This window comes from Parasaccharibacter sp. TMW2.1890, assembly GCF_023337645.1.
GTDB classification, from domain to species: Bacteria; Pseudomonadota; Alphaproteobacteria; order Acetobacterales; family Acetobacteraceae; genus Bombella; species Bombella apis.
The window spans coordinates 164,434-186,549 of sequence record NZ_NWUV01000004.1; the positions used below are offsets into that span (position 1 = coordinate 164,434).

Here is a 22,116-nt window from a genome sequence, read left to right on the forward strand (position 1 = left end):
GCCGGAAAGGACAGTCCCTTCCGGCCCGTTTCTGTAGGCTCTCCCAGAAGCCGCCCCCTCAGGCGGGGCTGACGGCGGTATTCTGATAGTAGAACTGATAGCGTCCCAGCTGGTCTTCCCAGTCCTTCACGTTGGCCCCATCCGGCAGAACCACGCTGTCAAACCCGCAACGTCTGAAATGAATGGCCTGATCCGGCAGAAGATGGCCGGACGCCCGGATTTCCCCTTCATACCCCTCATATTCCCTCAGGGACCGGGCCTGCGTGAAAGCCCGCCCGTCCCGGAAGACGGGGAACTCCAGCACGATCAGTGTCAGGCTGCCAAGATGGGAGCGCAGCTCCTCCACCTCGACATCCGGTGCCAGAGAGATGGCCGTGCCCTGCCGGGTTTCCTTCCACTCCGCAAAAGGAACGGGAGAGGCCGCCTCCAGCGTTTTACGCCCGCTGAGATCAAACAGTTTCATAAGCCACCTCCTTGAAAGCCTTCAGGCCACACCGCTTGAGCATCGCAGCGAAGGTCTCCCCCTTCTGACGCTGCCCGAGATAGAACTCCACGATGCGGGCCACGGCAGCCACGGCTTCATCCTCTGCAAAGGACGGGCCCAGAATCCCGCCAATGGCCGCATTCTCCCCGGCATCCCCGCCGAGAAGAATCTGGTAGGTCTCGGCCCCCCGCTTGTCGACCCCCAGAAGACCGATATTGCCCACGTGATGATGCCCGCAGGCATTGATGCAGCCCGACATGTGGATGCTCAAGGCCCCGATCTCGGCCTGCAGGTCGGCATCGCCGAAACGGGCCCCCAGCTTCTGCGCCAGTGGCAGGGAGCGGGCATTGGCCAGATTGCAGTAATCCAGCCCCGGGCAGCTCACGATGTCGCTGATGAGACCGACATTCGGTGCGGCAAGGCCCAGTGCCTTCAGGCCCTGCCACAGTTCATGCAGCTGGTCCTTGCGGACATGCCCGAACACCAGATTCTGAAGATGCGTGACCCGCACCTCACCAAATGAATGACGCTCGGACAGATCAGCCAGACCGTGCATCTGCTCGGCCGTCACATCACCGGGAATGGCCCCCGGTGTCTTCAGGGAGATGACGGCACAGATATGGCCTTCATCCTGATGAGGATGGGTATTGCTGGCCACCCAGCGGGCAAAGACGGGATCAGCCTTCTTGTGCTGCTCCAGCACGTCGGCCGCATCTGCCGGGGCCTTGAGGTCCGGCAGGGCGAAACGGGCACGAATCTGCGCCACATGCTCCGGTGTCAGCCGGTAAGCAGAACGGTCCATGCGGGCCAGCTCTTCCTCCACGGCCTTACGAAAGGCCTCCAGACCGATGGTCTGCACCAGAATCTTGATGCGGGCCTTGTAGAGATTGTCCCGCCGTCCGAACGCATTATAGACACGCAGAACGGCCTCCAACGTGGCAATCAGGTCTTCTTCCTTCACGGAATCGAAGAGTTCCTGCCCGACGACCGGCGTCCGCCCCAGTCCACCGCCCACGAAAAGACGGAACAGCGGACCATTCTCACCAGGACGGGCCAGCAGACCGATGTCATGGAAGCGGGCCGCCACCCGGTCTTCCGGGCTGCCGGAAATGGCGATCTTGAACTTGCGGGGCAGAAAGGTGAATTCGGGATGCAGGGTGGACCACTGCCGCACGATCTCGGCATGGATGCGGGGGTCCATCAGTTCATCCTTCGCGGCCCCGGCAAACTCGTCCGACGTGACATTACGGATACAGTTGCCGCTGGTCTGGATGGCGTGCATGTCCACCTCGGCCAGCTCCCGCAGGATGGTCGGAACGTCCTTCAGCGCAATCCAGTTGAACTGGATGTTCTGCCGGGTGGTGAAATGACCGTAATTCCGGTCATACCTGGCCGCAATGTCGGCCAGCCTGTGCAGCTGGCGGCTGTCCAGCACGCCATAGGGAATGGCCACCCGCAGCATGTAGGCATGAAGCTGGAGATAGACCCCGTTCATCAACCGCAGGGGCTTGAACTCTTCCTCGCTCAGCTCACCGGAGAGACGACGGCGGACCTGCCCTTCGAACTCGTTGATGCGCTCCTGAAGGAAGGTCCGGTCCCGCTCCTCATACTGGTAATGCCCGACAGACCGTGACGCAGGCTGTGTCATCCTACCTTCTCCTTTTCCCGCACCGGGGCATGATCGTAAGAAAAATCCGGGTGAACGCTCGGCCCGTGGGCCCGGATGGCTTCCCGTGTCGTGACAGGCTCGGGAGGCCGGGTATCCCTGGCCACGACCTCATATACGGCCACGACCTCTTTCTGTTCCGCCTGAGCCAGGGCACGCTCCAGAGCCGGACCGGCCTCCTCATAGGTGAAGCGGACAGCCTCGGCGATGGATTCATGCCAGTGATCCCCCTCGCCAAGCCAGACAATACGGCCATCCAGCAGACGGCTGGCCGTCAGCAGCAGGATTTCCCCTTCTCCCGGGCGGGAAAGACGTTTCATCAGGCACTCTCCTTCGATGTGCTGTAACCGGGCACAGCCTGCACCACCTCGCCACGGTGATGCACCACTTCTCCCACAATGATCAGTACGGGACTCTGAAGCCCCTGACGACGGACATCTTCAGCAATCGTGCCCAGCGTGCCCGTCACGCAACGCTGGTCTGCACAGGACCCCCGATGGACGACCGCCACTGGCCAGCTTTCCGGCAGGCCATGATCCTGCATCTTCCGGCACAGCTCCGCCATCGAGCTCAGTCCCATGTAGATGACGACCGTCTGCCCTCTGCGGGCAAGGCTGGGCCAGTGCAGGTTCAGCGTTCCATCAGCCCGGGCATGGCCTGTCACCACCACGCAGCTCTGGGCGCAGTCCCGATGGGTCAACGGAATCCCGGCGGCGGCGGCACAGCCATTGGCCGCCGTGATACCGGGCACGACCCGTACCGGCACATTGGCAGCCAGCAGGGTTTCCATCTCTTCCCCCCCACGGCCGAACACGAAAGGGTCACCCCCCTTCAGCCGCAGGACCCGCTCACCCCGCCTGGCCCGGCGCAGCATCTCGGCCTCTATGTCGCTCTGCGGCAGGGTGTGATGGCTCCGCTTCTTGCCGACATAGACACGCTCGGCATCACGCCGCACACGGTCCAGCACGTCCGGCGCCACGAGATTGTCGTACAGGACACTGTCCGCATTCTGCATCAGGCGCAGGGCCGCAAGGGTAAGCCAGTCCGGGTTTCCCGGTCCAGCCCCCACGAGCCAGACCTCACCCTGCGGGCAGTCCGCCTCGCCTTCGGCCTCCGCCACGAGCTGCTCCAGCTGCTCCCGTGCCCAGTCTTCCTCCCCGGCCAGGGCAGCCTCATAGGCCGGACCATCCACGAAAGATTCCCAGACACGCTGCCGCTGCTTCATCCCCGGCAGGCGGTCCTTCAGCCAGCCCCGCTGCTTCTGCATGAAACGGGCGGCCTCACCCATTCTGGCCGGGAGCATGGCCTCGACCATCTGCCGGACACGACGGGCCAGAACCGGAGAGGCCCCGCCAGTCGTGATGGCCACCTGCACGGGGGACCGGTCTACCAGAGCCGGAGTTATGAAGCTTGAAAGAGCCGGGGCATCCACCACACAGACGGGTATCCGCAGCGCATGGGCCTGACGGGCCACCATCTCATTGACGGCCTCATCATCCGTGGCGGCAAAGACCAGTGCCATGTCTGGCAGAACGGCCTGAAGGGCGTCTTCTGCCACCCTGCCCTGACGGAACACGGCCTGCCCCTGCTCCACCAGAGCTGCCAGCTCGGGATGCAGTGTTTCTGCCCAGATGTGGATCATCCGGCATCGCCCCTTCAGCAGACGCATCTTCTGCACGGCCACCTGCCCGCCCCCCACAAGGAGGGCGTCACGCTGGTCCGTCCGCAGAACGATGGGCAGATAGAAAAAGGGCTTCGTCGTCATGCGGGGAGCATGTCAAATCTGGGATAAAAATCAACTTTTTATTTTGTTGTTTTTGTAAATCACTATACTTTTTAGTTTTAATAAATTCCCAAGCTCACAGGGGGAAAAACCGCCATTCTGCCCATAATGGATGGCTGCCTGTCCCGCTTTATCTTACAGCCCTGTCATCTCATCACAGGAATGTGAAAGCACTTGCGAAATTAAACTACTTTTTATATTTGATTATGATAATCATTCTCATGTTAAAGAGGCCATTTTGCTCCGTCCCGTTTCATCCAGATCATTCCGGGGGCTTCTCATTCTGGGAGGTTTCATCCTTCCATCATGCGTCATGGCAGCCGAGGCACCGCTCCCGCCAGAAACACGGAAAAACACGACACACAAAGTGTCCACGCCCCCCAAACCACCTGTCGAATCAATCCTTGTCCGTGGCAGGGCCCGTGCCCTCCTTGCCGGTACGGGACAGGCGGCCCTGAAAACGGCCACGCCGCTGGAAACCACACCCCAGAACCTGACGGTCATTTCCCGGGCCAGAATGGACATGCTCAACAGCCGCACCCTGACGGAGGCCATCCGCTACAGTGCGGGTGTCTCCGACTATGGCGGGAAAGATGACCCACGGGGCTATTTTGGCACCATCCGTGGCTTCACACCCGACATCTATCTTGATGGCACACGCACGCCCAACGCCGCCACGTCGCAGTCCTTCTCCATAGAACCCTGGGGGCTGGAGGAGATGGACATCATCCGTGGCAGCAGCTCCGCACTGTACGGGTCCGGCCAGCTTGGCGGCATCATCAATGCCGTCAGCAAGCGTCCCACACAGCACCAGACCAACATCATCTCCGTACAGGGAGGCAGCTATGCCCGACGGCAGGGAGCCGTGGACATTGGAGGCAGCCTTGACAGGCAGGGCCACTGGCTGTGGCGGTTCAACGGGCTGATCCGCAAATCGGGCACCTTTGCCCGCCACATCAAGAACAATGAAATCTATGTGGCTCCCTCCCTGCGCTGGCAGCCTTCCTCCCGTACGGACTTCACCTTCCTGAGCAGCTATGAGCAGCTGGATGCGGGGTCCAGCTCGCAGTTCCTGCCCTATGTCGGCACGGTCGTGCCCACCCGGCATGGCTATCTGCCCCGCAACTTCCTGTCCGGCGACCGGAATTTTGATGTCTATTCCAAACGTCAGCTTTCAGTCGGCTATGCGCTGAGACAGGAACTGCTGCCGGGCTGGACGCTCTCGCAGAACATGCGTTTTGCCCACATGGACGTACTGTACCGCACGGTTGCCCAGCCAAAGCTGGTCAACACGGACACGATATCCCGCACGGCCCTTTTGCAGTCCGGCAATTACAACACCACAACGCTTGATACACGATCGGAATGGAAAGACCATTTCGGTTCCCTCCACAGCATTCTGCTTACCGGTGTCGATTTCCGCAGCGACTTCATGGCGGAACGGCGTGGCGAAAGGAAAGCGCCCAACCTGTCCCTCTATCAGCCAGTCTATCGGGCCATCGCCATGCCCGCCTATGCGTCCAAACGAAATTACAACACGACTGGGACACAGACGGGCCTTTACGGGCAGGAGCAGGCTGACTGGCACCGCTTTTTCCTCACCCTCTCCGGTCGTGGCGACTTCACCCAGAGCGTGCAGGTCAACAACAATACGGGCAAGCGCACACCCCAGAAGGACAACGCCTTCACCGGCCGGGCGGCCCTGCTCTATCAATCGGTCTGGGGTGTGGCTCCCTATGTCTCCTACGCCACGTCCTTCAGTCCGCAGCTTGGCACGACCTATGATGGCACCGCCTTCTCCCCGACACGGGGACGGCTGCTGGAGGCCGGAATAAAATACAGGCCCCGCAAAAACTCCATCTTTGGCGACCGTTTCCTGCTCACACTGGATGTCTTCACCCTGAAAGAACGGAATGACCTGGTGCAGGACCCTCTCCATTCCAGCGACAAGATACAGCTCGGTGCCCAGCGGACCCGTGGTTTTGAAGCGGAATTTGTCGGGCGTCTCCCCTACAGGATCGACCTCCTCGCCTCCTTCACGGTGCAGGACCCACGCATCACCAAAGGCAGTGCCGCCACACAAAACCAGGTGGGCCAACGCCCCGTGACGGTCCCCTCCCGCATGGCTTCCTTCTTCATGCGGCGCAACTTCATCATCACACGCACCTTCAGTGCCGGAATTGGTGGGGGCGTCCGCTATACGGGCACAACGGCCGGTGCCCTGCCAGCCACCATCATCGTACCCTCCCAGCTGGTTGGCGATATTGAGGCCCATCTTGATTACCGGAGATGGCACCTCCAGCTGAATGGCACAAACATTGCCAACTCGAAATATGTTTCCGTATGTACCAGCACGACCAACTGCTCCTACGCTCCTGGCCGTGCCCTGTTTGGTGATCTCTCATATCGATGGTGAAACAAAGCAGAAAAACTACAGGAAATCTGTCTTGCCGTACAGGATAACAGCTCTTGACGTCACGTTCCCATTAACATCAACTGCTGCCGATGCGGTGCGACACGGTGACAATCTGCAGGCCGTAGCTGTGGCAACCCGCCACGTGGCGCTTTGCGGGGTTCATTGCAGGCCCCGCCACCGCATCACCGGGCGAAGCTTCCCGAACACAAAAAACCAAGACAGCGTATGGGTGGGGCCTGCCGCAAACCCCACAATAACGCAACTACCCTAACGGGCGGCCCAGGCCGGCAGAATATCGCCTGATCACCATACGCTGCACCACCGATAATAGGTAAAGCCACAGCCTTCATCAAGACATTCAATAATGGTGAGACCCCGCATGGGCGGAGGATAGATAGTATGCCGCCTGCTTCTGGAGACAGAAACAACCCATACCCGCTCCGCCATTCAAGACATGCGGTATATGACTGGCCGGAGAGAGTGACCCCGAAAGTCTGACTAGCAGAACTGGTGAGAGGGATGGCATACTGAGACATGACGATGACCTGATGAGGCTGGAGAAATGCTGAAAAGACGTGTGCTGTATGCCGCCATGGCGGCTTGTGCCGTGTCATGTTCTGCCCATGCCGCACCGCCAATGACAGACGCTGAGTGGACCGCCTACGAAGAATCGCACACACGGTTTATCTTTCAACAGTTCGGCGCTGATCCGGAAACGGCACGATGGGCGGCATGGGCGATGAAGTATCAGCCATCATCACGGTGCGCCATGTCTGCACGTCCTGTTTTCCACGCCGTGGAGGGAGGAATGAGTCTCTTTCCCGGCGAGGGGGAAGGCATGGTGGTCGACCATATCTGCGAGCCAGAAGCGTTGAAGCATGATGCTCTCACGATCCCACCATTTTCAGCCATAGAGGGGGAAAATGAACGCCTGCAATGGGGCGTGACCAGCACTGCAAGGAACAAGGCGATAGCCGCCATATTGGAAAAGCAGAAGCAGGACGCCAGAGAGTACAGGAAAAACCTGCGCCCTCCCGCATACCTTACTGCTCCTGATAGCAAGTATTTTGTGAATCCATGCCAGTCTGTTGAGCTTGACTTCCCCGAAACCGCACAAGATGAAGGTAGAGAAGGACATGTTGACGCAACATGTCATTTCCAGAAAGGAGAAGACAATTATTGGCGGGCAGATTCATGTCACTTCTCGGCACCAAAAGGAACCGGGAAGGATTTTATCCAATCGGCAAATAGTTTTATGGCAGCAAAATGCTGGGGTCAGAATGACTTTGATATAAAGCTTGATAACTCTGGCATTGGCACTGCGGGGATTGGGTTCAGGTTCAATTATCAATAATTAACCGCTAATTTTCTGGGGGATTTTATTCCCCATATTGTCGGCTTCAACAGGTGTCCCATTTTTCATTACCACCCGTTTTTTCGCCCCGAAACGCACTTCCTGCAAAGTCATTCGGACGACCAGAAGATCGCACCCTGATTGAGATGTGCGGTCGAATTCGTAGCCGGATAGGGTGACTGCACTGGATTTATAACCCGGCATCCTCAATATGAGGCTGTTGGCCTCTCTGCGCTGTCCCTCAAGTTTTTTAAGGACTTTCCCCTGATCCCCAGCTGTTCCCAGGGAGTCTTTCATGAAGACAGCTCATCCCCGCATGGGCGGGGAACAGGGCCTCATTTTCACCGAGCCTCTCATCATCTGCGGTTCATCCCCGCATGGGCGGGGAACAGTCCTGCAACGTACTGTAAGACATGACTTTTTTTATTGTCAAAGACCGTACCAACTTAAACCAGAATTTAATACCTCACTCCTTCGCTTTATTCCGGTCGAAAAGCAACCAGTTTCAATCCATCGAAATCAACCGGCATCCGGCGATTGTGACCAGCCGTACGGAACTCATATCCCTGATCGTTGGGAACATGCCAAACCATGACAGCATCACCCTCAGGCCCAAGGCCAAGCAGTACCTGCTCCCAGATCATCTCCCTTGTCCGTCTGGAGTAGCTGCCCACATAGACCCCAGCCCGTATTTCCACCAGCCATGCTGCCAGACGGCCACGCAGGCGGGGTGGCGCATTGGTGACCACCACAACCAGCATCAACGGTGCCCCGGATCGCCAAAGGTTTCATCTTCAAAAGCGACGGGCACGGCCTCCGGTGGGGGCTCGGGGCGAGGCAGACCGCCAGCCGAAAGAACCTGCTCAATGGTCGGAATGATTCTCTCCAGCAGCTTTTCCTTGCGGAACCTGTCCCGGCAGGCCAGGCGCACGGCCCGGTCTGGGGACATATCCAGCCGCCCCTTTTCCGCCTTGCCTGCAATACGGAAAGCTTCTGGCACAACGGTTTCCATCTTGAAGATGTCTGCCACATCATACACGAAAGAAAGAGGCTTCCCGCTATGCAAGAACCCCACTGCCGGGGCATAACCTGCTGCCAGCACAGCAGCCTCGGACAAACCATGCAGGCAGGCCGTGGCCGCTGAGAGGCAACGGTTGGGAATGTCCGAGCCGTCCCAGTCCTTCCGGTCGTAAGAGCGGCGTTTCCAGCTGACACCATATTGAGCAGCCAGCAGGGCGTAGCTTTCCCTTACACGAGCTCCCTCAATACCACGCAGCTGATCCACCGACCGCCGGGCAGGTGGCTCCTCCTTGAAACGCCGCTTGTACATCTCTCGCACGACACGCAACCGGGCCTCATCATTCAAAGCCAGACTGGCCTACCATAACAGACGGTCCGCCCGTGCTCCACCAGGCTGACCGGAAGAATATAACCGCACGCCAGCTTCCCCTACCCATGTGATCAACGTGCCTACACGGGCGGCCAGCGACACGGCTGCATGAGAGATACGGGCACCCGGCTCCAGCATGATGCCCGCCAGACCGCCAACGGGAATCTGGGTTCTCGTACCATCAGCGTTCACCGCTACGAAGGCACCATCCAGCACATCCAGCTGCGCCCGTTCGACAAAAATCAGGGAAGCCCGATCTTTCAGAGGGATGGGTTTTGGCGGGGCCAGACCGGGTAACCCGCCTTTCCCCGCCCCGCTCATGAAGCCCGCCGGATCAGCATGAGGCCGCAACCAAAGGCCTTGGCCCGGCCAAAGCCCCGGACCAGCTGGGCCAGAAACGCCTCCGGGTCTGTCACCTCCAGCTGGCCTGAGAGGTCCAGAATACCGAAATCAGGCCGGTTGCTCCTCTTCCGTTCGTTTCCAAAACGTGGAAGCGTCTCGGTATGATAATCATCGACAGACACATGATGCGGCACAAAACCCGCTTTCTCACCCTGTCGTGTCAGCCAGGCAAGACCTGCTTCTTGGGCAAGGTCCATGCGTTTCTCTGCCCGTTCCTCCTTCGGAATAGCGTGAATCACATCCAGAACGACATCCACACGCTTGCCCGTATCACGCTTCATCCGTGTCGCATTGACCTGAAGCTGAAACTCGAGCCTGTCCCCTGTCTTCAGTTCAGGGGCAAAAAGCTTGCACTGAGGAGGCTCGAACAGCTCGTTATCATCCCGTGGAAGGCGTGGAGAGAGGGTAAGAAAGCTCCCGTCACTTTCTGCACGCCAGAGAAAATCCCGCTTCTGGTTGGGATCAGTCGCAAAGGCAGACCAGAGCATATGATGCTGCGATGACCGCCTCAGCCCCGTATCCGGCTCTCTCAGGGCGGCTTCCAGAACACGGACGGCAGGACTGCGGGAAAGGCGGATTCTACTTAGATACCAGCTCATTTCATCGTCTTCCCTAGCAGTTCAACATGCCGTATTCCGACATCCCGTGCAGCAAAGTGCCAGCGTTGCCGGTCCAGTGGGACATCATGCACGTAATCCCGCTGGCTGCCCTGCTCGCCGACAACCATGACCTTTTCAGAAAGATCAACATGTCTGGAAAGCCAGAAAGGCACTTTCACCTGCCCCAAGGCCTCCTCGACCGTATCGGCCTGTACGACCTGAGGATTCAGAGGGGATGAAAGCGGGCAGGATTTACGCCCCAGATAGAGCGTAAAATGCGGTTTGCGTAACGCTGCCGCTATCTCCTCCAGCCCTTCACCCTGCACGGCCACGCCATAGAACACGCCCGCCCGATAATCGCGCAGAGTGATGCTGGTTGTCAGCCGTCCTCCCGCTTTCCGAATTGCCTCCGGACGGGAATTTGGCTTCTTCACCGCCGCCGCAGGGACGGACTGAATGGTATGGAAGTCACGCAGAGCCGTGCCGCTGTCAAACACCGCCACGTCAATCTTCAGACTGTCCAGCCCAGAGAAATCGCCATCACGCCGTATGCCTAACGCAGCTCCCATCAATCCGATCAGTGCGGAATGGCCCGGCCAGAGCAGCGACCCCCGCCGCTCATGCCCGGCCAGCTCGCCCATCGACCCCAGGGAGGCCGAGAGCGAAAACACCAGATAAGGGGAAGCCATCACTCACCCCGCACGGCTTTACCTGCAAAGGCGACCAGTTCATCCAGTGTTCCGGTTTTGCCCACACACAATTTAGCTTCGGCAGCCCAGCACGGCCCGTAGGCATCATCAATGGCCTTCCGGGTCTCTTCCAGCTTTTTAATGGAGCTTTCCAGCAGATTCTCACCTTTTACAGCATGGAAGAACGCACCTGAGAGATCACGGGGTGCCTGCTCACCCTGTTCTGCCAGCATGTAATGTGCCCGTGGCCGATGGGCATAGCTGTTCTGCTTGCCACGAGGCGTGGCCTGAGACAGCGCCCGAGCCAATGCTTCCATGGCCTTGGCTGCAAGTTCCCTGTCACCGGCCAGATTCTCAACCAGCAGGTCCAGATTGACGCAGACATACTGGTAGAACACCCCCGTACCGAAGGCGCTTTCACCGATATGGCCAGCACCACGCTCATCATCCTTGTTCAGATCATCCACAGCGGAGAACCAGTCTTCCTGCGCTACTGAACGATGGGTCGTGAACGCATGAGCCACCTGCACGGCGGCATCCCGGTTGAAGTCGGCATCGGAGGCCAGCATACGCCCGAACATGGCAATATCCACCGCCCCATCAGCCTGACGCAGGACCTCTTTCTTCAGGTCTTTGTCTTTGGGCAGTTTCTCCCCGGCAGCGACTTTTTCGGCCAGCTCTTTTGCCAGTTTCCATTCATCTGGTGAAATAAAAGCGAGCGTCGTGGCGATCTGTTCGCCCGTTTCCTTGTCAGCCGCTTCCAGTTTGCCGAAAATGCCAGCAACAGTACTTGCACTCTCCTGAGCCTTTTTCTCGGCAACGCCCTTACTCAAAAGATGCTGCACCAGCCCACCATGCAGGCGTTTAGTCCTTGTCCCCATATGGTCTGCAAGGTCGTTGCTGAAGAACGTGCTTTCCCGCAAGGCCCGTTTGACCGACTGTGAGGAATGGCGCATACGCACCTCCCCACCAATCACGGCCTGTTTGGGGCGGCCCATATCGTCACGATTGGGATTGGAGAGACCATAAGTTGTCAGAACATGGAACTGGACAAAATTTGTCATGACACAAAAACCTACTTGATAAATGGATAAAAACGAGACCAGCAACACATGTGCTATTCTGTCTTGTCTCCCGAATTCGCAGCACCAAAATAATCGAGACACCAGCGGGTCTTGGTCCGATCATTCCAGAACATGACATCCCGTGCGAGGGCTGCAACGTTGCAGCGATACTCTGCCATCTGCACAGCACGCCGCAATAACGCAGCCAGCTCTTCATCTTCCGCTGTCATTAACTGCTTGAACCTTAGAGGAGACAATAATGGCTCCTTATCTGCCCCTCTCAACCGCTCTGCCAATGTGCTGTGGCTATTGGTCCGCACACTGCCCAGTATCTCAACCAGCCGACAAAAACGTTTCAGCTCATGCTCCCGCACATTCAGCGTACGCACCAGATGATGCACTTCCGGTTCAAACAGAAGATCAGGGAAACCCCCACGACGCAACTTCGCACTGAGCGTGCGTGCCGCTGTTTGGCCCGGCATCTTTTCCGTTTCGCTCTTCCCGCTTTCTTCTGCACCCCTCGACGCAGACTGCGTGCGTGGAGCAAGATTTTTCTGCCACCACTCAAATACCTTCACGCCAATGTCTGTTTTTTCACTCATGCGGCCTTCCTCTTCTTCTGCGGGACGGGGAGACCCAATGCTGTAAACAGGGCCGGACCTGCCTTCTTGCCGTATCCCCACAACTCTATGTTCAGAAGTTTCCGGGCTTCGGCAATTTTCTTCATGCTCTGCATGTCACGCTCGGAAAGCCCCGGCAGAGCAACAGCTTCAAACTGACCCAGAGCCTGCTTTCGCAACGCATTCAGCCACTCTTCAGAGGGTCTCTCGCCGGCGGCTATCTGATGGAAGCAATGATAAAAAGCGGGTTCAGTTTTCAGGTAAAACTCTTCACGTTGCGCTTCCCGTGCTTCACCAGTATCCAGAACGGATGACAATGCCCAGTTCAACATTGCCGCCACCATCTCGGCAGCTTCAATAAAACCTCGCAAAACCTCTTCAGCATCCTCGGACAGGCGAGAAAGCGGCTGGCGGGAATAGACAAAATCTCTCGGACTCATGTTGTTCATGGCCCAGCCCGCTACAATTACGGACGCCTCATCCCCTCTCTCTCGTCCACACCACTCTCTCACGATCAGTGCCAAACTGGCCAAACGCTCTTCATGCGCTTTCTTGGGCTCACCTTCAGCAATGATACCCAGCCAGTTACGATAGCCAAACCGTCCAGCCCGTGGATGACGTGGAAGCCAGTCCTCCGTGACCTTGAGCCGGTAATAAGGGCTTAAAGGATGCCGCCACCCGGCATAGTTCGTGCCATAGGGCCTCTGTATGACACCTGTTATACCCTCGTCATCCCCTACAAGGCGCAGACGGCGGGGCATGCCAAAAAACGCTTCCACGTCAAAGTGTCTTTTTTCATCAGACGGATAGACGGATGCCCGCCCAGGCTCCGATGTCCGTGTCGGCCTCATCCACGGCAGGTCTTTCATGTCGGATGGCTGACCGAACGGAACATTGAGCCAGACGAGGTCCCATAATTCTTCGCCGGGATCGAGAAGTGTCACGAGTGGCCCACCACCACGCATGGAGGTGCGGTTTCCAGCTCCACCAGATGGAGCGAAGTCCTGCAATGTGTAAAGCGCCATCGCCGCTTCCGGCAGAGAAAGACATGAATAACGGCTGCGATGTACCATGACGTCAATGTTATTGCGCATGGTCTGCCCACCCGCACTATCGATGAACAGCATGTCAACCGGATTAGGGGAGCCTGAAAGCTTCTCCATGTCCTGAAGAAAGCGGGGACCATCACCCAGAAGATGAAAGGCCGGCTCATAAGCAGCCAATTTCGTTTTCAAACGCTCTGGATCAGCCCGCCTGCGGGCCCGCCAATCCTTCTTGTTCGCTGGTGGATCTGCCAGATAGACAAGCCCAACCAGCAGCTCCAGACAGGCAACATTCAGGTCAGGACGGACCCAGTCCGGGAAGAGCATACCCTCTTCTGCCATCTGCCATGGTGCAATAATCCGCCTGCTACCATCGTCGCATCGTACAGGGATCCACGGGTCTGTTATCAGATTTAGAGACACCAGAAACCTCTAGGGGTTACAAGATCAACCATCTGCTGCGTCTCCATGCACCAGCAGAAGAATACAGCACTCCGACATCACTCTGTGTCATTTCCAGCCCATTAACAAGTCACAAATCAAAACAGATGAGGAATAATGGGCTGGAAAAATCAATGGAATTACCAGATCAGGAAGAATGGTATATAAGAAGTCCTATATCACTCCTATAACAAACACCCTGACAGATAGCTCCATCTATTTCATGAACCGGGCAGATCGTGACGGCTTTCTTCTTCCATTGTGGCCAATATCTTTGAGCTTCCTGAATATCGGCCCTGTCCTGATCTGGAAGGTCCAGCCCCACAAGCCGCTTGCTCCTCACAGAAACTTCCGACAATGCCCATAGAGCTGCCAGCTCACTCCTGCCCAACTCATCCGAAGGAACTCCTTCGGCCTGTGCCCATGGGACAAGGCCATGGTCCGTCTGGCGGGCCAAAGCAAGAATCCGGGTTTCATCCCCAAGCCGGGTAGGATAGGTCGTATCATCCGCACCGCAGCCGCCCTTCCGGTAGCCATCTTCAATAGTGGCAAGATTCTGAAGAGCACGATGCCGCGCAGCCATGGCCTTTCCGCACCCTTCTGCCTCCGCCCCATCCAGTACGGAGGGCAGGTTTTCCACCTCATCGCCATGTACAGCTTCTATCAGGGAGCGCAAACCATCTGGGGTCCTGATCTGGCCAGCCTTGAACAGAACCGAAGCCGTCCGCCACATATCCGGCAATGAGTAAACCCAAGCCCCTCTCTCCAAAACTTTCTGCAACCAGCGGTCATCCTGCACTTCGGCAGGGTCTGGTGACAGGACCTTCAAAACAGGTGCCGGGACGGGACGCTGTGTGGCAGGCCGCACATCCATATGCCGCCATAGACGGCCAACACGCTGTATCAGGGAGCCAATCGGGGCCAGATCGGACACCATGACATCAAAGTCCAAATCCAGCGAGGCTTCAACAATTTGTGTCGCAACCAGAACAAATCCCTTACGGCCAGTCCCATTCCGCCCCACACGATCCAGCACTTCCTGTTCCAGCTTTTTGCGATCACACAAGGCAAAACGGGCATGTAGCAGATGGGCCTGCACCCCCTCAGCCCGCAACGCATCAACCGCAGCAATGGCATCATCCACGGCGTTGCGAACCCATACACAGGCAGCTCCACCTGCTGCAGATTGGGCAATATATCGCACCGCCTCATCCATCGTGGAAAGCCGCTCCACCATGACAGGCCCTTTCTGGGGCCGGGCATCATCATCAAACTGTGTTACGGTCTCACCTCCGGCGACAGTTATGGCCGGATAGGCGTGAGATTCAGAAATGCCGCCGTACGTCTCCAGAAGGCGGGCCCGTAATTTGAGTGGCAGAGTCGCTGTCAGCAATATAGCTGAGCCCCCCATGGCCCTGTGCATCTGCAACAGAGCCACCAACTCTTCCGCAATATAGGGCTCACCCATTTCATGAACCTCATCAACCACCAGTATCTTGGAAGCAAGGCCATAATGCCGCAATGTCTGAAACCGTACCGGCAGAACGGACAGCAAAGCCTGATCAATCGTGCCGATCCCAACATCAGCCAACAGGGCCCGTCTATTATCTGAAGCCAGCCACTCAGCACTTGTCACGCCGGACTGATCATCAGATTTACCCGTCCTGCTTCCTTCATTGACAAGGTCACGAAACGGCACGGACAGACCGGCCCGACCGTGAGCGAGGGTCAAGGACGGGTTTGTAAACATCGTCTCCATGACCCGCCTGGCCCGCCCAAACATGGCATCAGCTGTGGCCATAGTAGGCAGAGCAAAAAACAATCCCCGCCCCTTCCCTGCCAGAATCATACGCTGCACCAGAATAAGAGCGGCTTCCGTTTTACCAACCCCGGTTTCGGCTTCCAGCACAACCAGTGCGGGGCCTTCTGGCAAGGCCAGAGAAACGCATGCCTCTTGCAGTGGCCTCAGTGCAAAATCAAACAACTCCCCTTCACGGGCTGTTGTTCCACTCAAGCCAGCTTCTTTCACGGCTTTTTGGGCAATTGCACGTGCCTCTTTCAGGTACGCCTCCGGTTCCAGCTCCAATTCCTTTGGAGAGAACCATGTCGTATTGGACCCTATCCAATCGGCTGCCGTACAGAACCCAGGCAGCCACCAGGAAAAACTTGTCGCCGCTTCTTCATCCAGGGAATCAAGAGAAGCCTCTGGCCAGAGCTGCCTGAAAATCTCCAACAAACGTTGTGCTGCTTCATGGCCATCTCCGACAGCCCGCAGGCACTTCCTCAGCTCCCGTCTCTGCAAGTTTGTCTGAGGAGGGCGGCCATGATGCCCGGCCACAGCCGCATATAAAACTTCCCGAACGTCTTCGGTACCGCCCAGCCACTCCGCCAACCAGTCATCTTCAGTCAGCAGAAGAATTTCAGTCAGTTCCCAGTGCGTGAATGGTTGATATGCCCCCTCACGTAACATTCCTCGAAATGTTTCACTGAATTTTCCTAAATCATGCAGGCCTGCCAGTGCAATAAAAGCCTGTTTCAATGCAGATGGCCAAGGCGATTCCGCAAGCAGCTGCTCAGCGACAGCCGCTACATCGAGCATATGATAAATTGCCGGATGTTCAATAGTTTCAGGAGGATGAGCACTCTTGGCGGGCCAATCAAGCCATTCTTTCATCTGATTTCTCTCCCCTGGACATACAACTATCGACCATGTCGAGCGTAACAGGCGATTGGAGAAGTTCAAATGAACTTTTGGGTCGCCAGACAAACACCAGCATTATTCCGGGCGGTTTTAATCATGTTGGGCTGAAACTGACTGGGAAGACGCATGAATACAAGGCGTTCCGTGACCTTGCTTCCCCCTCTGACATATCCTGCAGCCCCCTCCTGACAGCTCCAGCTGCCTTGTGATGGGCACAAATGGTAGTTCCATCAGGACATGTCAAAAATGCAGTGCCAGACAGGTACGTCTCTTCCTCTCTAAGGACTTGACAGCTCCAAGAGCATAGAAGGTCTCATAAAGAAAATATAAAATAACTTCACTTTTTGTAAAAAAACAGAACATGTCAATCTCGTCATGACCACTTTCTCCACAGGGGAAACTCATGCCATCCATTGCAAAGTTAACAACACAACAATATTATGACATGATCTGTCTTGGAAGATTATCAACGTCCCTACACCGAGAAGCCCCTCCATATGCCTTTTTCACGCATTAAAACTACACGAAATGGCCAATTTGAAACCTTGCGGGTGCAAGGCCAGCCCGTCACGGAGCTCTGGGAAGATATCCAGGATGTTCTGCAGGCATATGCTCAACAGTTTCCCAAAGCCCAGCATCTTTCCCTGGCACAACCTTTTGGCAACCCTGCCGATGGCACCATAGATTGGTATGGCCCTGCATGCTCTCCCATCCCCCCGGAAAAACAGAGCCAGATCAACCAGATTTATACACAGACCCGCGACTACATCATCCAATGGGCGAAACAGAATAGTGGCCGCAACCTCGACCCGGATATCGTATCCCTACTTCCAACAGCCCTAACAATCCCCAACATCGACAACCTGTATTATAACCCCCATGGGCTCATTCTTACGGCTTGGGGGCATCGTGCAATTTCCGGCATGCTGGCCAAAGGCAACCTGCAGGGTAAAACCCTTCCCGACGTTCCCTCAGCAGCGCCCGACCCCGAGCCCCGCCCTGAACCAGAAGAAAAGACCACTTCCGAAGAGCCGGCATCCCAGCCCTCTTCCCCCCATGCATCAGCATCCAATGACCAGACCACCAGTCAGCAAAGAACCTCCCAGAGGTTCACCAGCAGCCACATTTTTACGCAAGAAAGACTTGTCATCCTTCCATGGTACCGCATGTGGTACACACGATGGCTGGCCCTCTTTCCGGCCTGGCACTGGTTCCCCGCCCTGACATTCGGTCTTCCCCTTTTTCTCCTCCTCCTCCTTGCCCTGAGCACATCTCTGGGGCCTGCCTTGTGGGGAGTCGGACTGGGCTGGGCGCTTCTTGCGTCACTTCTTATCGGCCTGGGGCTCTGGGTGCGACGTTTCTGGCGGTGGGGGTTCGTTCTGCTGGGCCTCCTCCTGCTCTTATGGCTTCTGGGCACCTTGCTCATGGGGCTCTTTTCTGCACGGCACCTGTCTGCCCCTCCCGGCCTTGGCAGCATTAATGGAGTATCCTCCTCCATCGGAGGTGCTTGCAGTAACGGTCAGCTCCCTGTCCACACTCCTTTGGCACCCCCTGCCGCCCCTGTTCACACAGCAGTGCCCCTTGACGCACCACACAGACAGACTGCCATGAATGACCTTCAGACAGCACGCAGCCGGGGAGGCAACAAGGGAGCTCTGGAAATCTCTCTGGCCTGGAACGACCCCAGCGACCTGGACCTGCATGTCCAACCTCCTGCCGGTCAGGAAATCAGCTTCTCCAAGCGTGCATCACAGGGAGGCGTGCTGGACGTGGACGCCAACGTGGGAACGCCGACCTCTCCCATCGTACAGCATCCCATCGAGCATATCACCTGGCCGGTCCGTCCACAGCCCGGTACGTACAGCATCAGGGTCATCCCTTATCACATGCGCTCCAACGGCGAGCCTGTCCCATACCATGTGACCGTCTATGAAGACGGGCAGCCCGTCCAGGAATACAACGCAGAAGCCCGCACCGATAACGACCGGCAGAGCTTCAATTTCACCCTGCCCGAACCCCCGGCCGGTACGCAGGACCAGGGTGCTGGTCAGGCTCCTTCCCCTGCCCCCGATCAGGCCCCGCAGGCACCAATCGACGGGGATCATGCACCCCACCCAGGAACGCAGTCTTTGCCTGATGGCGGCAGCTCTCCTCCTCCTGCTACCTCGTTGTAAAAGGCACTCCCTTCCAAACCCGTCCATTCCTTATCCGATTTTGGGTTTTTATCATGACAGAACTTCTTCTCGTTCCTGACAGCCTGTTGCAGTTTACTACCCTTCATTTCGACCTGGCTTCATTCCGTGAGCGGGTAGAACAGGACTATATCTTCAGTCTTGTCTCCAACCCTGCCTCAAAAGAGCAGGAAACTCTGGTCATCACTCGCAACTCGGCAGGAAAACGGGTTGAAGGCGAAGAAATTTTCCTGAACCTCGAAGGAACCGTTGCAAAACTCTTTGAGGGACGCTGGATTCCACTGCCCTGGCTGAACACGTTCAGCGATAGTGACTCCCAGAAGAGACCTTCCAGCACAGAAGATCCAACAGACATAGTTGACCTCCAGGGCGGCCCTTCCAACTGGATTCGTGGTCGTCTCAAAAAAGATTCGACAACAAAACAATTCTTCATGGAAATTGTCATCGATACCACGATGGAGCGTACCCCCTCCAAGGACCCAGAAGGCAATCCCATCTACAACGGCCCCAAGCCGGATGACAACGGAGCAGCAACCTACGCACTGCCCCCCCTCACCAGGATCAAAGATTGGCTGAGTGTCAATCACTGGGTCCAGAATATCATCTTTGCCGCCCAGGCTGAGAGCGTGAAAGCGTATCTGCCTTCCTTTGATGATGATACACCACCGCCTCCACGGCCTGGAGATCTGGATCACCGCCTTACAGCTCTTGCTGCCTATCTGGCCTTGCTGCAGGGGCTTACCGCCGATAAAGACCTGCCTGTCATCAAGTTTGTTGACAATGCAACAAAACCAATCGATGTCGATCTCGTCCTGGACCTGGGGAACTCCAGAAGCAGCGGTATCCTTATCGAGCAGAACGCCGATCAGGCACTCTCCAAAAATGGCCGGTTCGGCAACTGCCGTGTGCTTGGCCTCCGGGATTTGCGTGCTCCACAGACCATCCATTCCGGGCTTTTCTCAAGCCGGATCGAATTCAGCAACATAACATTTGGAGATGTCCGGCTTTCCCGGGAATCTGGGCGCGATGATGCATTCCTCTGGCCCTCTCCTGTCCGGGTAGGCGGAGAGGCCGAAGAAATGATGGCCGCCCGGGAAGGAACCGAAGGCTTTTCCGGCCTCGCTTCCCCCAAACGCTACCTTTGGGATCGCACTCCTACATCTCAGGGATGGTATTTCAATGATGCTCTCACCAGCGCGGAAGCCATTCCCCCCCATCCCGCCCAAAACCCACGGGTATCAGGCTCATTCCGAAGCAAACTTCATGAAATCCTGATGCGGCAGAACGAACGGGGCATCACAACATTCAGCACTGATTTGAAGGAAGAGCTATACGATGGTGCCAATGCGGGACCGGACATAACAGCCGCCAGAAAGGTGAAAGTCTGTCAGCTATCCAAAAGCGAGATTTCCATCCTCATGCTCAATGAGCTCATCCTGCAGGCCATAGCCTTCATGAACTCCCCGCAGGAACGCGAAAGTCGCGAGCAAAGCCGGACACCACGCCGGCTGCGTTCCCTTGTACTGGCTTTCCCGCCCGGCATGCCTCTGGCTGAGCGCCGCATCCTTACCAAACGTGCCCGGACGGCCCTCACCATGGCCTGGGAGAGCACCAGGCAGCAGGAAACATGGAAACAATTTGGGGACGCCTACACACAGCCACCTGAGCTTGAATGCAGCATAGATGAGGCAACAGCCACTCAGCTTGTCTGGTTGGAGAATGAAATAAACAACAAGATGGGCGGCAGTGTTGACGAATTTTTCCATCTCTATGGCCATGCTGCCTCCTCCGATGGCAAAGAACGCCTCCGCATCGCCAGCCTTGATATCGGCGGAGGGACAACAGACCTCATGGTGTGCGATTATCGGCGCAACAAACATGAAGAAATGCTCCACCCGCATCAGCTCTTCCGCGAGAGTCTGCGCATTGCGGGTGATGACCTGCTTGAAGACATAATTTCAGGGCCAATTATCACGGCCTTCATGAATCATTTCAGAACATATCATATTCCTGAGCCACGAGCTTTTTTTAATACCCTGTTCAAACTGGGTGCCGCAGACTCAACCATTCAGGAGGCAACGCAGCGACAGCTTTTCATTTCCACAATTCTTGAACCTGTCGCACTGAGCATCATTAATGCCTACGAAAATGTGGAAACGTTCTTCTCAGGAGAGCTGATAACAGGCCGCTTGCACGAGCTTCACCAGATTTCTCCGAAAGCCGCCGAACGCACACGTGATTATTTCAGGGCAGCCCTCAAAAAACATCTTTCCATTCACGGCACGCCTTCCTCTTCCGCTCTGACCAGATTTCTTGACCAGAACGATGACACGCAAGCTGCCAACGAAGATATTTTCGACCCTCTGGATGCCAGCATACATGTAACAACCGATGACATGGAAGGTATTATTACCAGAAGGCTGGGCCAACCCCTGCAGATACTGTGCAGTATTGTTCAGGCCTATGGCTGCGATGCCCTCCTGCTTTCCGGCAGACCTTCCAAACTGCCACATGTCTGCAGCCTGATCCTGAGCGCTCTGCCCGTGGCTCCGCAGCGTGTCATTCCCATGCATAACTATGTGATTACTGGTGACTATCCTTTCTCTGACAGCAGCAACCGGATTGGAGATCCCAAAAGTACTGTCGTGATGGGCGCCGTCATCTGGAAGAAGGCTTGCCGTGCGGAGATTGGCAATTTCAAATTGGCCTCCAAAACCAGATATGAAAAATCAACGGCGCATTTCATTGGCAACATGAAAATCAACGAAGGAACAATCATCCGTCTCTTCAACCCTCAAGAGGAAAACGGATCCCCTATCGCTTACGACCTCTCGAATGTCACAGCGGAAGACAAGCTGGAAATAAAGATCGATACATTCGAAGGCAGCATGATACTCGGGACAAAACAGCTCCCCAACAAGGACTTTCCCAGCAGTCCATTCTACAATCTTGCCCTGACATCCGCAGGACGGGATTTCCTTCAGCAGCGGCGCATTGACCTTAACAGCCCCCTGTCCCTTACGCTCTCCCGCACCAGAACCCCCTCCACCAGCGAAGCTGAACGGAAAGAGCTCTGTGAAAATCTGGTCATCACGGAAATTGAAGGCCAACCCATCACTCATGATGGCCCTCCCATAAAAGTGCCAGCCAGAGACTTCATCAGCGCAACACTACAGACAACCCTCACCCCCCAGGGACACTGGCGTGACACCGGCGCCATACACCTGACAACCATCCAAGACCAATCAACAGTCTGATCCGCCCTATCTCCC

General features: G+C 56.6%; 16 protein-coding genes and 2 pseudogenes. 4 read left to right on the forward strand and 14 right to left on the reverse strand.

Annotated features, from left to right (window positions below; translation table 11 throughout):
- Positions 1-58: 58 nt before the first annotated feature.
- From CPA54_RS08645 to cysG, 4 genes are read right to left on the reverse strand one after another with little or no spacing between them, the layout of a single operon-like run.
- On the reverse strand, positions 59-463 hold the full coding sequence (locus CPA54_RS08645) for a DUF934 domain-containing protein (protein ID WP_086431679.1): 405 nt from the start codon (positions 461-463) through the stop codon (positions 59-61).
- The gene (locus CPA54_RS08650; RefSeq protein WP_249086131.1) at positions 450-2,132 is read right to left on the reverse strand and encodes a nitrite/sulfite reductase; all 1,683 of its coding nucleotides are present in this window, start codon (positions 2,130-2,132) and stop codon (positions 450-452) included. Before CPA54_RS08650 ends, CPA54_RS08645 begins: the two co-directional genes overlap by 14 nt.
- Positions 2,129-2,470, reverse strand: a complete 342-nt coding sequence (locus CPA54_RS08655) for a DUF2849 domain-containing protein (protein ID WP_249086133.1) — start codon at positions 2,468-2,470, stop codon at positions 2,129-2,131. The genes CPA54_RS08650 and CPA54_RS08655 overlap by 4 nt, the downstream gene beginning before the upstream one ends.
- Positions 2,470-3,915: a siroheme synthase CysG gene (cysG, locus tag CPA54_RS08660; protein WP_249086135.1), complete on the reverse strand. Its 1,446-nt coding sequence runs from the start codon at positions 3,913-3,915 to the stop codon at positions 2,470-2,472. Before cysG ends, CPA54_RS08655 begins: the two co-directional genes overlap by 1 nt.
- A 385-nt stretch (positions 3,916-4,300) precedes the next feature.
- Here cysG and CPA54_RS08665 point away from each other — a divergent pair, with 385 nt between their 5' ends.
- Together CPA54_RS08665 and CPA54_RS08670 are read left to right on the forward strand one after the other, a co-directional pair.
- Complete coding sequence (locus tag CPA54_RS08665; protein ID WP_249086137.1) at positions 4,301-6,349, forward strand: TonB-dependent siderophore receptor; 2,049 nt, start codon at positions 4,301-4,303, stop codon at positions 6,347-6,349.
- A 562-nt stretch (positions 6,350-6,911) separates the two neighbouring features.
- Complete coding sequence (locus CPA54_RS08670; RefSeq protein WP_249086138.1) at positions 6,912-7,703, forward strand: hypothetical protein; 792 nt, start codon at positions 6,912-6,914, stop codon at positions 7,701-7,703.
- On the opposite strand, the gene CPA54_RS08675 is transcribed toward CPA54_RS08670, so the two are convergent.
- The 10 genes and pseudogenes from CPA54_RS08675 to CPA54_RS08720 all read right to left on the reverse strand — a co-directional run.
- Entirely contained in the window at positions 7,704-8,000 is a 297-nt protein-coding gene (locus CPA54_RS08675) for a hypothetical protein (RefSeq protein WP_249086139.1), read from the reverse strand. It lies immediately after the preceding gene.
- A 182-nt stretch (positions 8,001-8,182) separates the two neighbouring features.
- Positions 8,183-8,464, reverse strand: a complete 282-nt coding sequence (gene cas2e / locus CPA54_RS08680) for a type I-E CRISPR-associated endoribonuclease Cas2e (protein WP_043561864.1) — start codon at positions 8,462-8,464, stop codon at positions 8,183-8,185.
- Positions 8,464-9,414: pseudogene (gene cas1e / locus CPA54_RS08685) on the reverse strand (type I-E CRISPR-associated endonuclease Cas1e). Before cas1e ends, cas2e begins: the two are co-directional and overlap by 1 nt.
- Entirely contained in the window at positions 9,411-10,094 is a 684-nt protein-coding gene (gene cas6e, locus CPA54_RS08690; RefSeq protein ID WP_249086142.1) for a type I-E CRISPR-associated protein Cas6/Cse3/CasE, read from the reverse strand. The pseudogene cas1e and the gene cas6e overlap by 4 nt, the downstream one beginning before the upstream one ends.
- Positions 10,091-10,783: a type I-E CRISPR-associated protein Cas5/CasD gene (gene cas5e, locus CPA54_RS08695; protein ID WP_086431673.1), complete on the reverse strand. Its 693-nt coding sequence runs from the start codon at positions 10,781-10,783 to the stop codon at positions 10,091-10,093. Before cas5e ends, cas6e begins: the two co-directional genes overlap by 4 nt.
- On the reverse strand, positions 10,783-11,847 hold the full coding sequence (gene cas7e, locus CPA54_RS08700; RefSeq protein WP_248630788.1) for a type I-E CRISPR-associated protein Cas7/Cse4/CasC: 1,065 nt from the start codon (positions 11,845-11,847) through the stop codon (positions 10,783-10,785). Before cas7e ends, cas5e begins: the two co-directional genes overlap by 1 nt.
- Positions 11,848-11,900: 53 nt before the next feature.
- Positions 11,901-12,449, reverse strand: coding sequence for a type I-E CRISPR-associated protein Cse2/CasB (gene casB / locus CPA54_RS08705; RefSeq protein ID WP_248630787.1), 549 nt, complete (start codon positions 12,447-12,449; stop codon positions 11,901-11,903).
- The gene (gene casA, locus CPA54_RS08710) at positions 12,446-13,933 is read right to left on the reverse strand and encodes a type I-E CRISPR-associated protein Cse1/CasA (RefSeq protein WP_181005234.1); all 1,488 of its coding nucleotides are present in this window, start codon (positions 13,931-13,933) and stop codon (positions 12,446-12,448) included. The genes casB and casA overlap by 4 nt, the downstream gene beginning before the upstream one ends.
- 166 nt (positions 13,934-14,099) lie before the next feature.
- Positions 14,100-15,965, reverse strand: coding sequence for a CRISPR-associated helicase Cas3' (gene cas3 / locus CPA54_RS08715; protein ID WP_248630848.1), 1,866 nt, complete (start codon positions 15,963-15,965; stop codon positions 14,100-14,102).
- 96 nt (positions 15,966-16,061) lie between these two features.
- Positions 16,062-16,625, reverse strand: a pseudogene (locus CPA54_RS08720) (CRISPR-associated endonuclease Cas3''); the annotation flags it as partial.
- A gap of 1,634 nt (positions 16,626-18,259) precedes the next feature.
- Here CPA54_RS08720 and CPA54_RS08725 point away from each other — a divergent pair.
- Together CPA54_RS08725 and CPA54_RS08730 are read left to right on the forward strand one after the other, a co-directional pair.
- Positions 18,260-18,826 (forward strand): hypothetical protein, encoded by a 567-nt coding sequence (locus CPA54_RS08725; RefSeq protein WP_143539963.1) that lies wholly within the window; start codon positions 18,260-18,262, stop codon positions 18,824-18,826.
- Positions 18,827-18,879: 53 nt separating this feature from the next.
- On the forward strand, positions 18,880-22,101 hold the full coding sequence (locus CPA54_RS08730; RefSeq protein WP_154980875.1) for a virulence factor SrfB: 3,222 nt from the start codon (positions 18,880-18,882) through the stop codon (positions 22,099-22,101).
- The last annotated feature ends 15 nt before the right edge of the window (positions 22,102-22,116 follow it).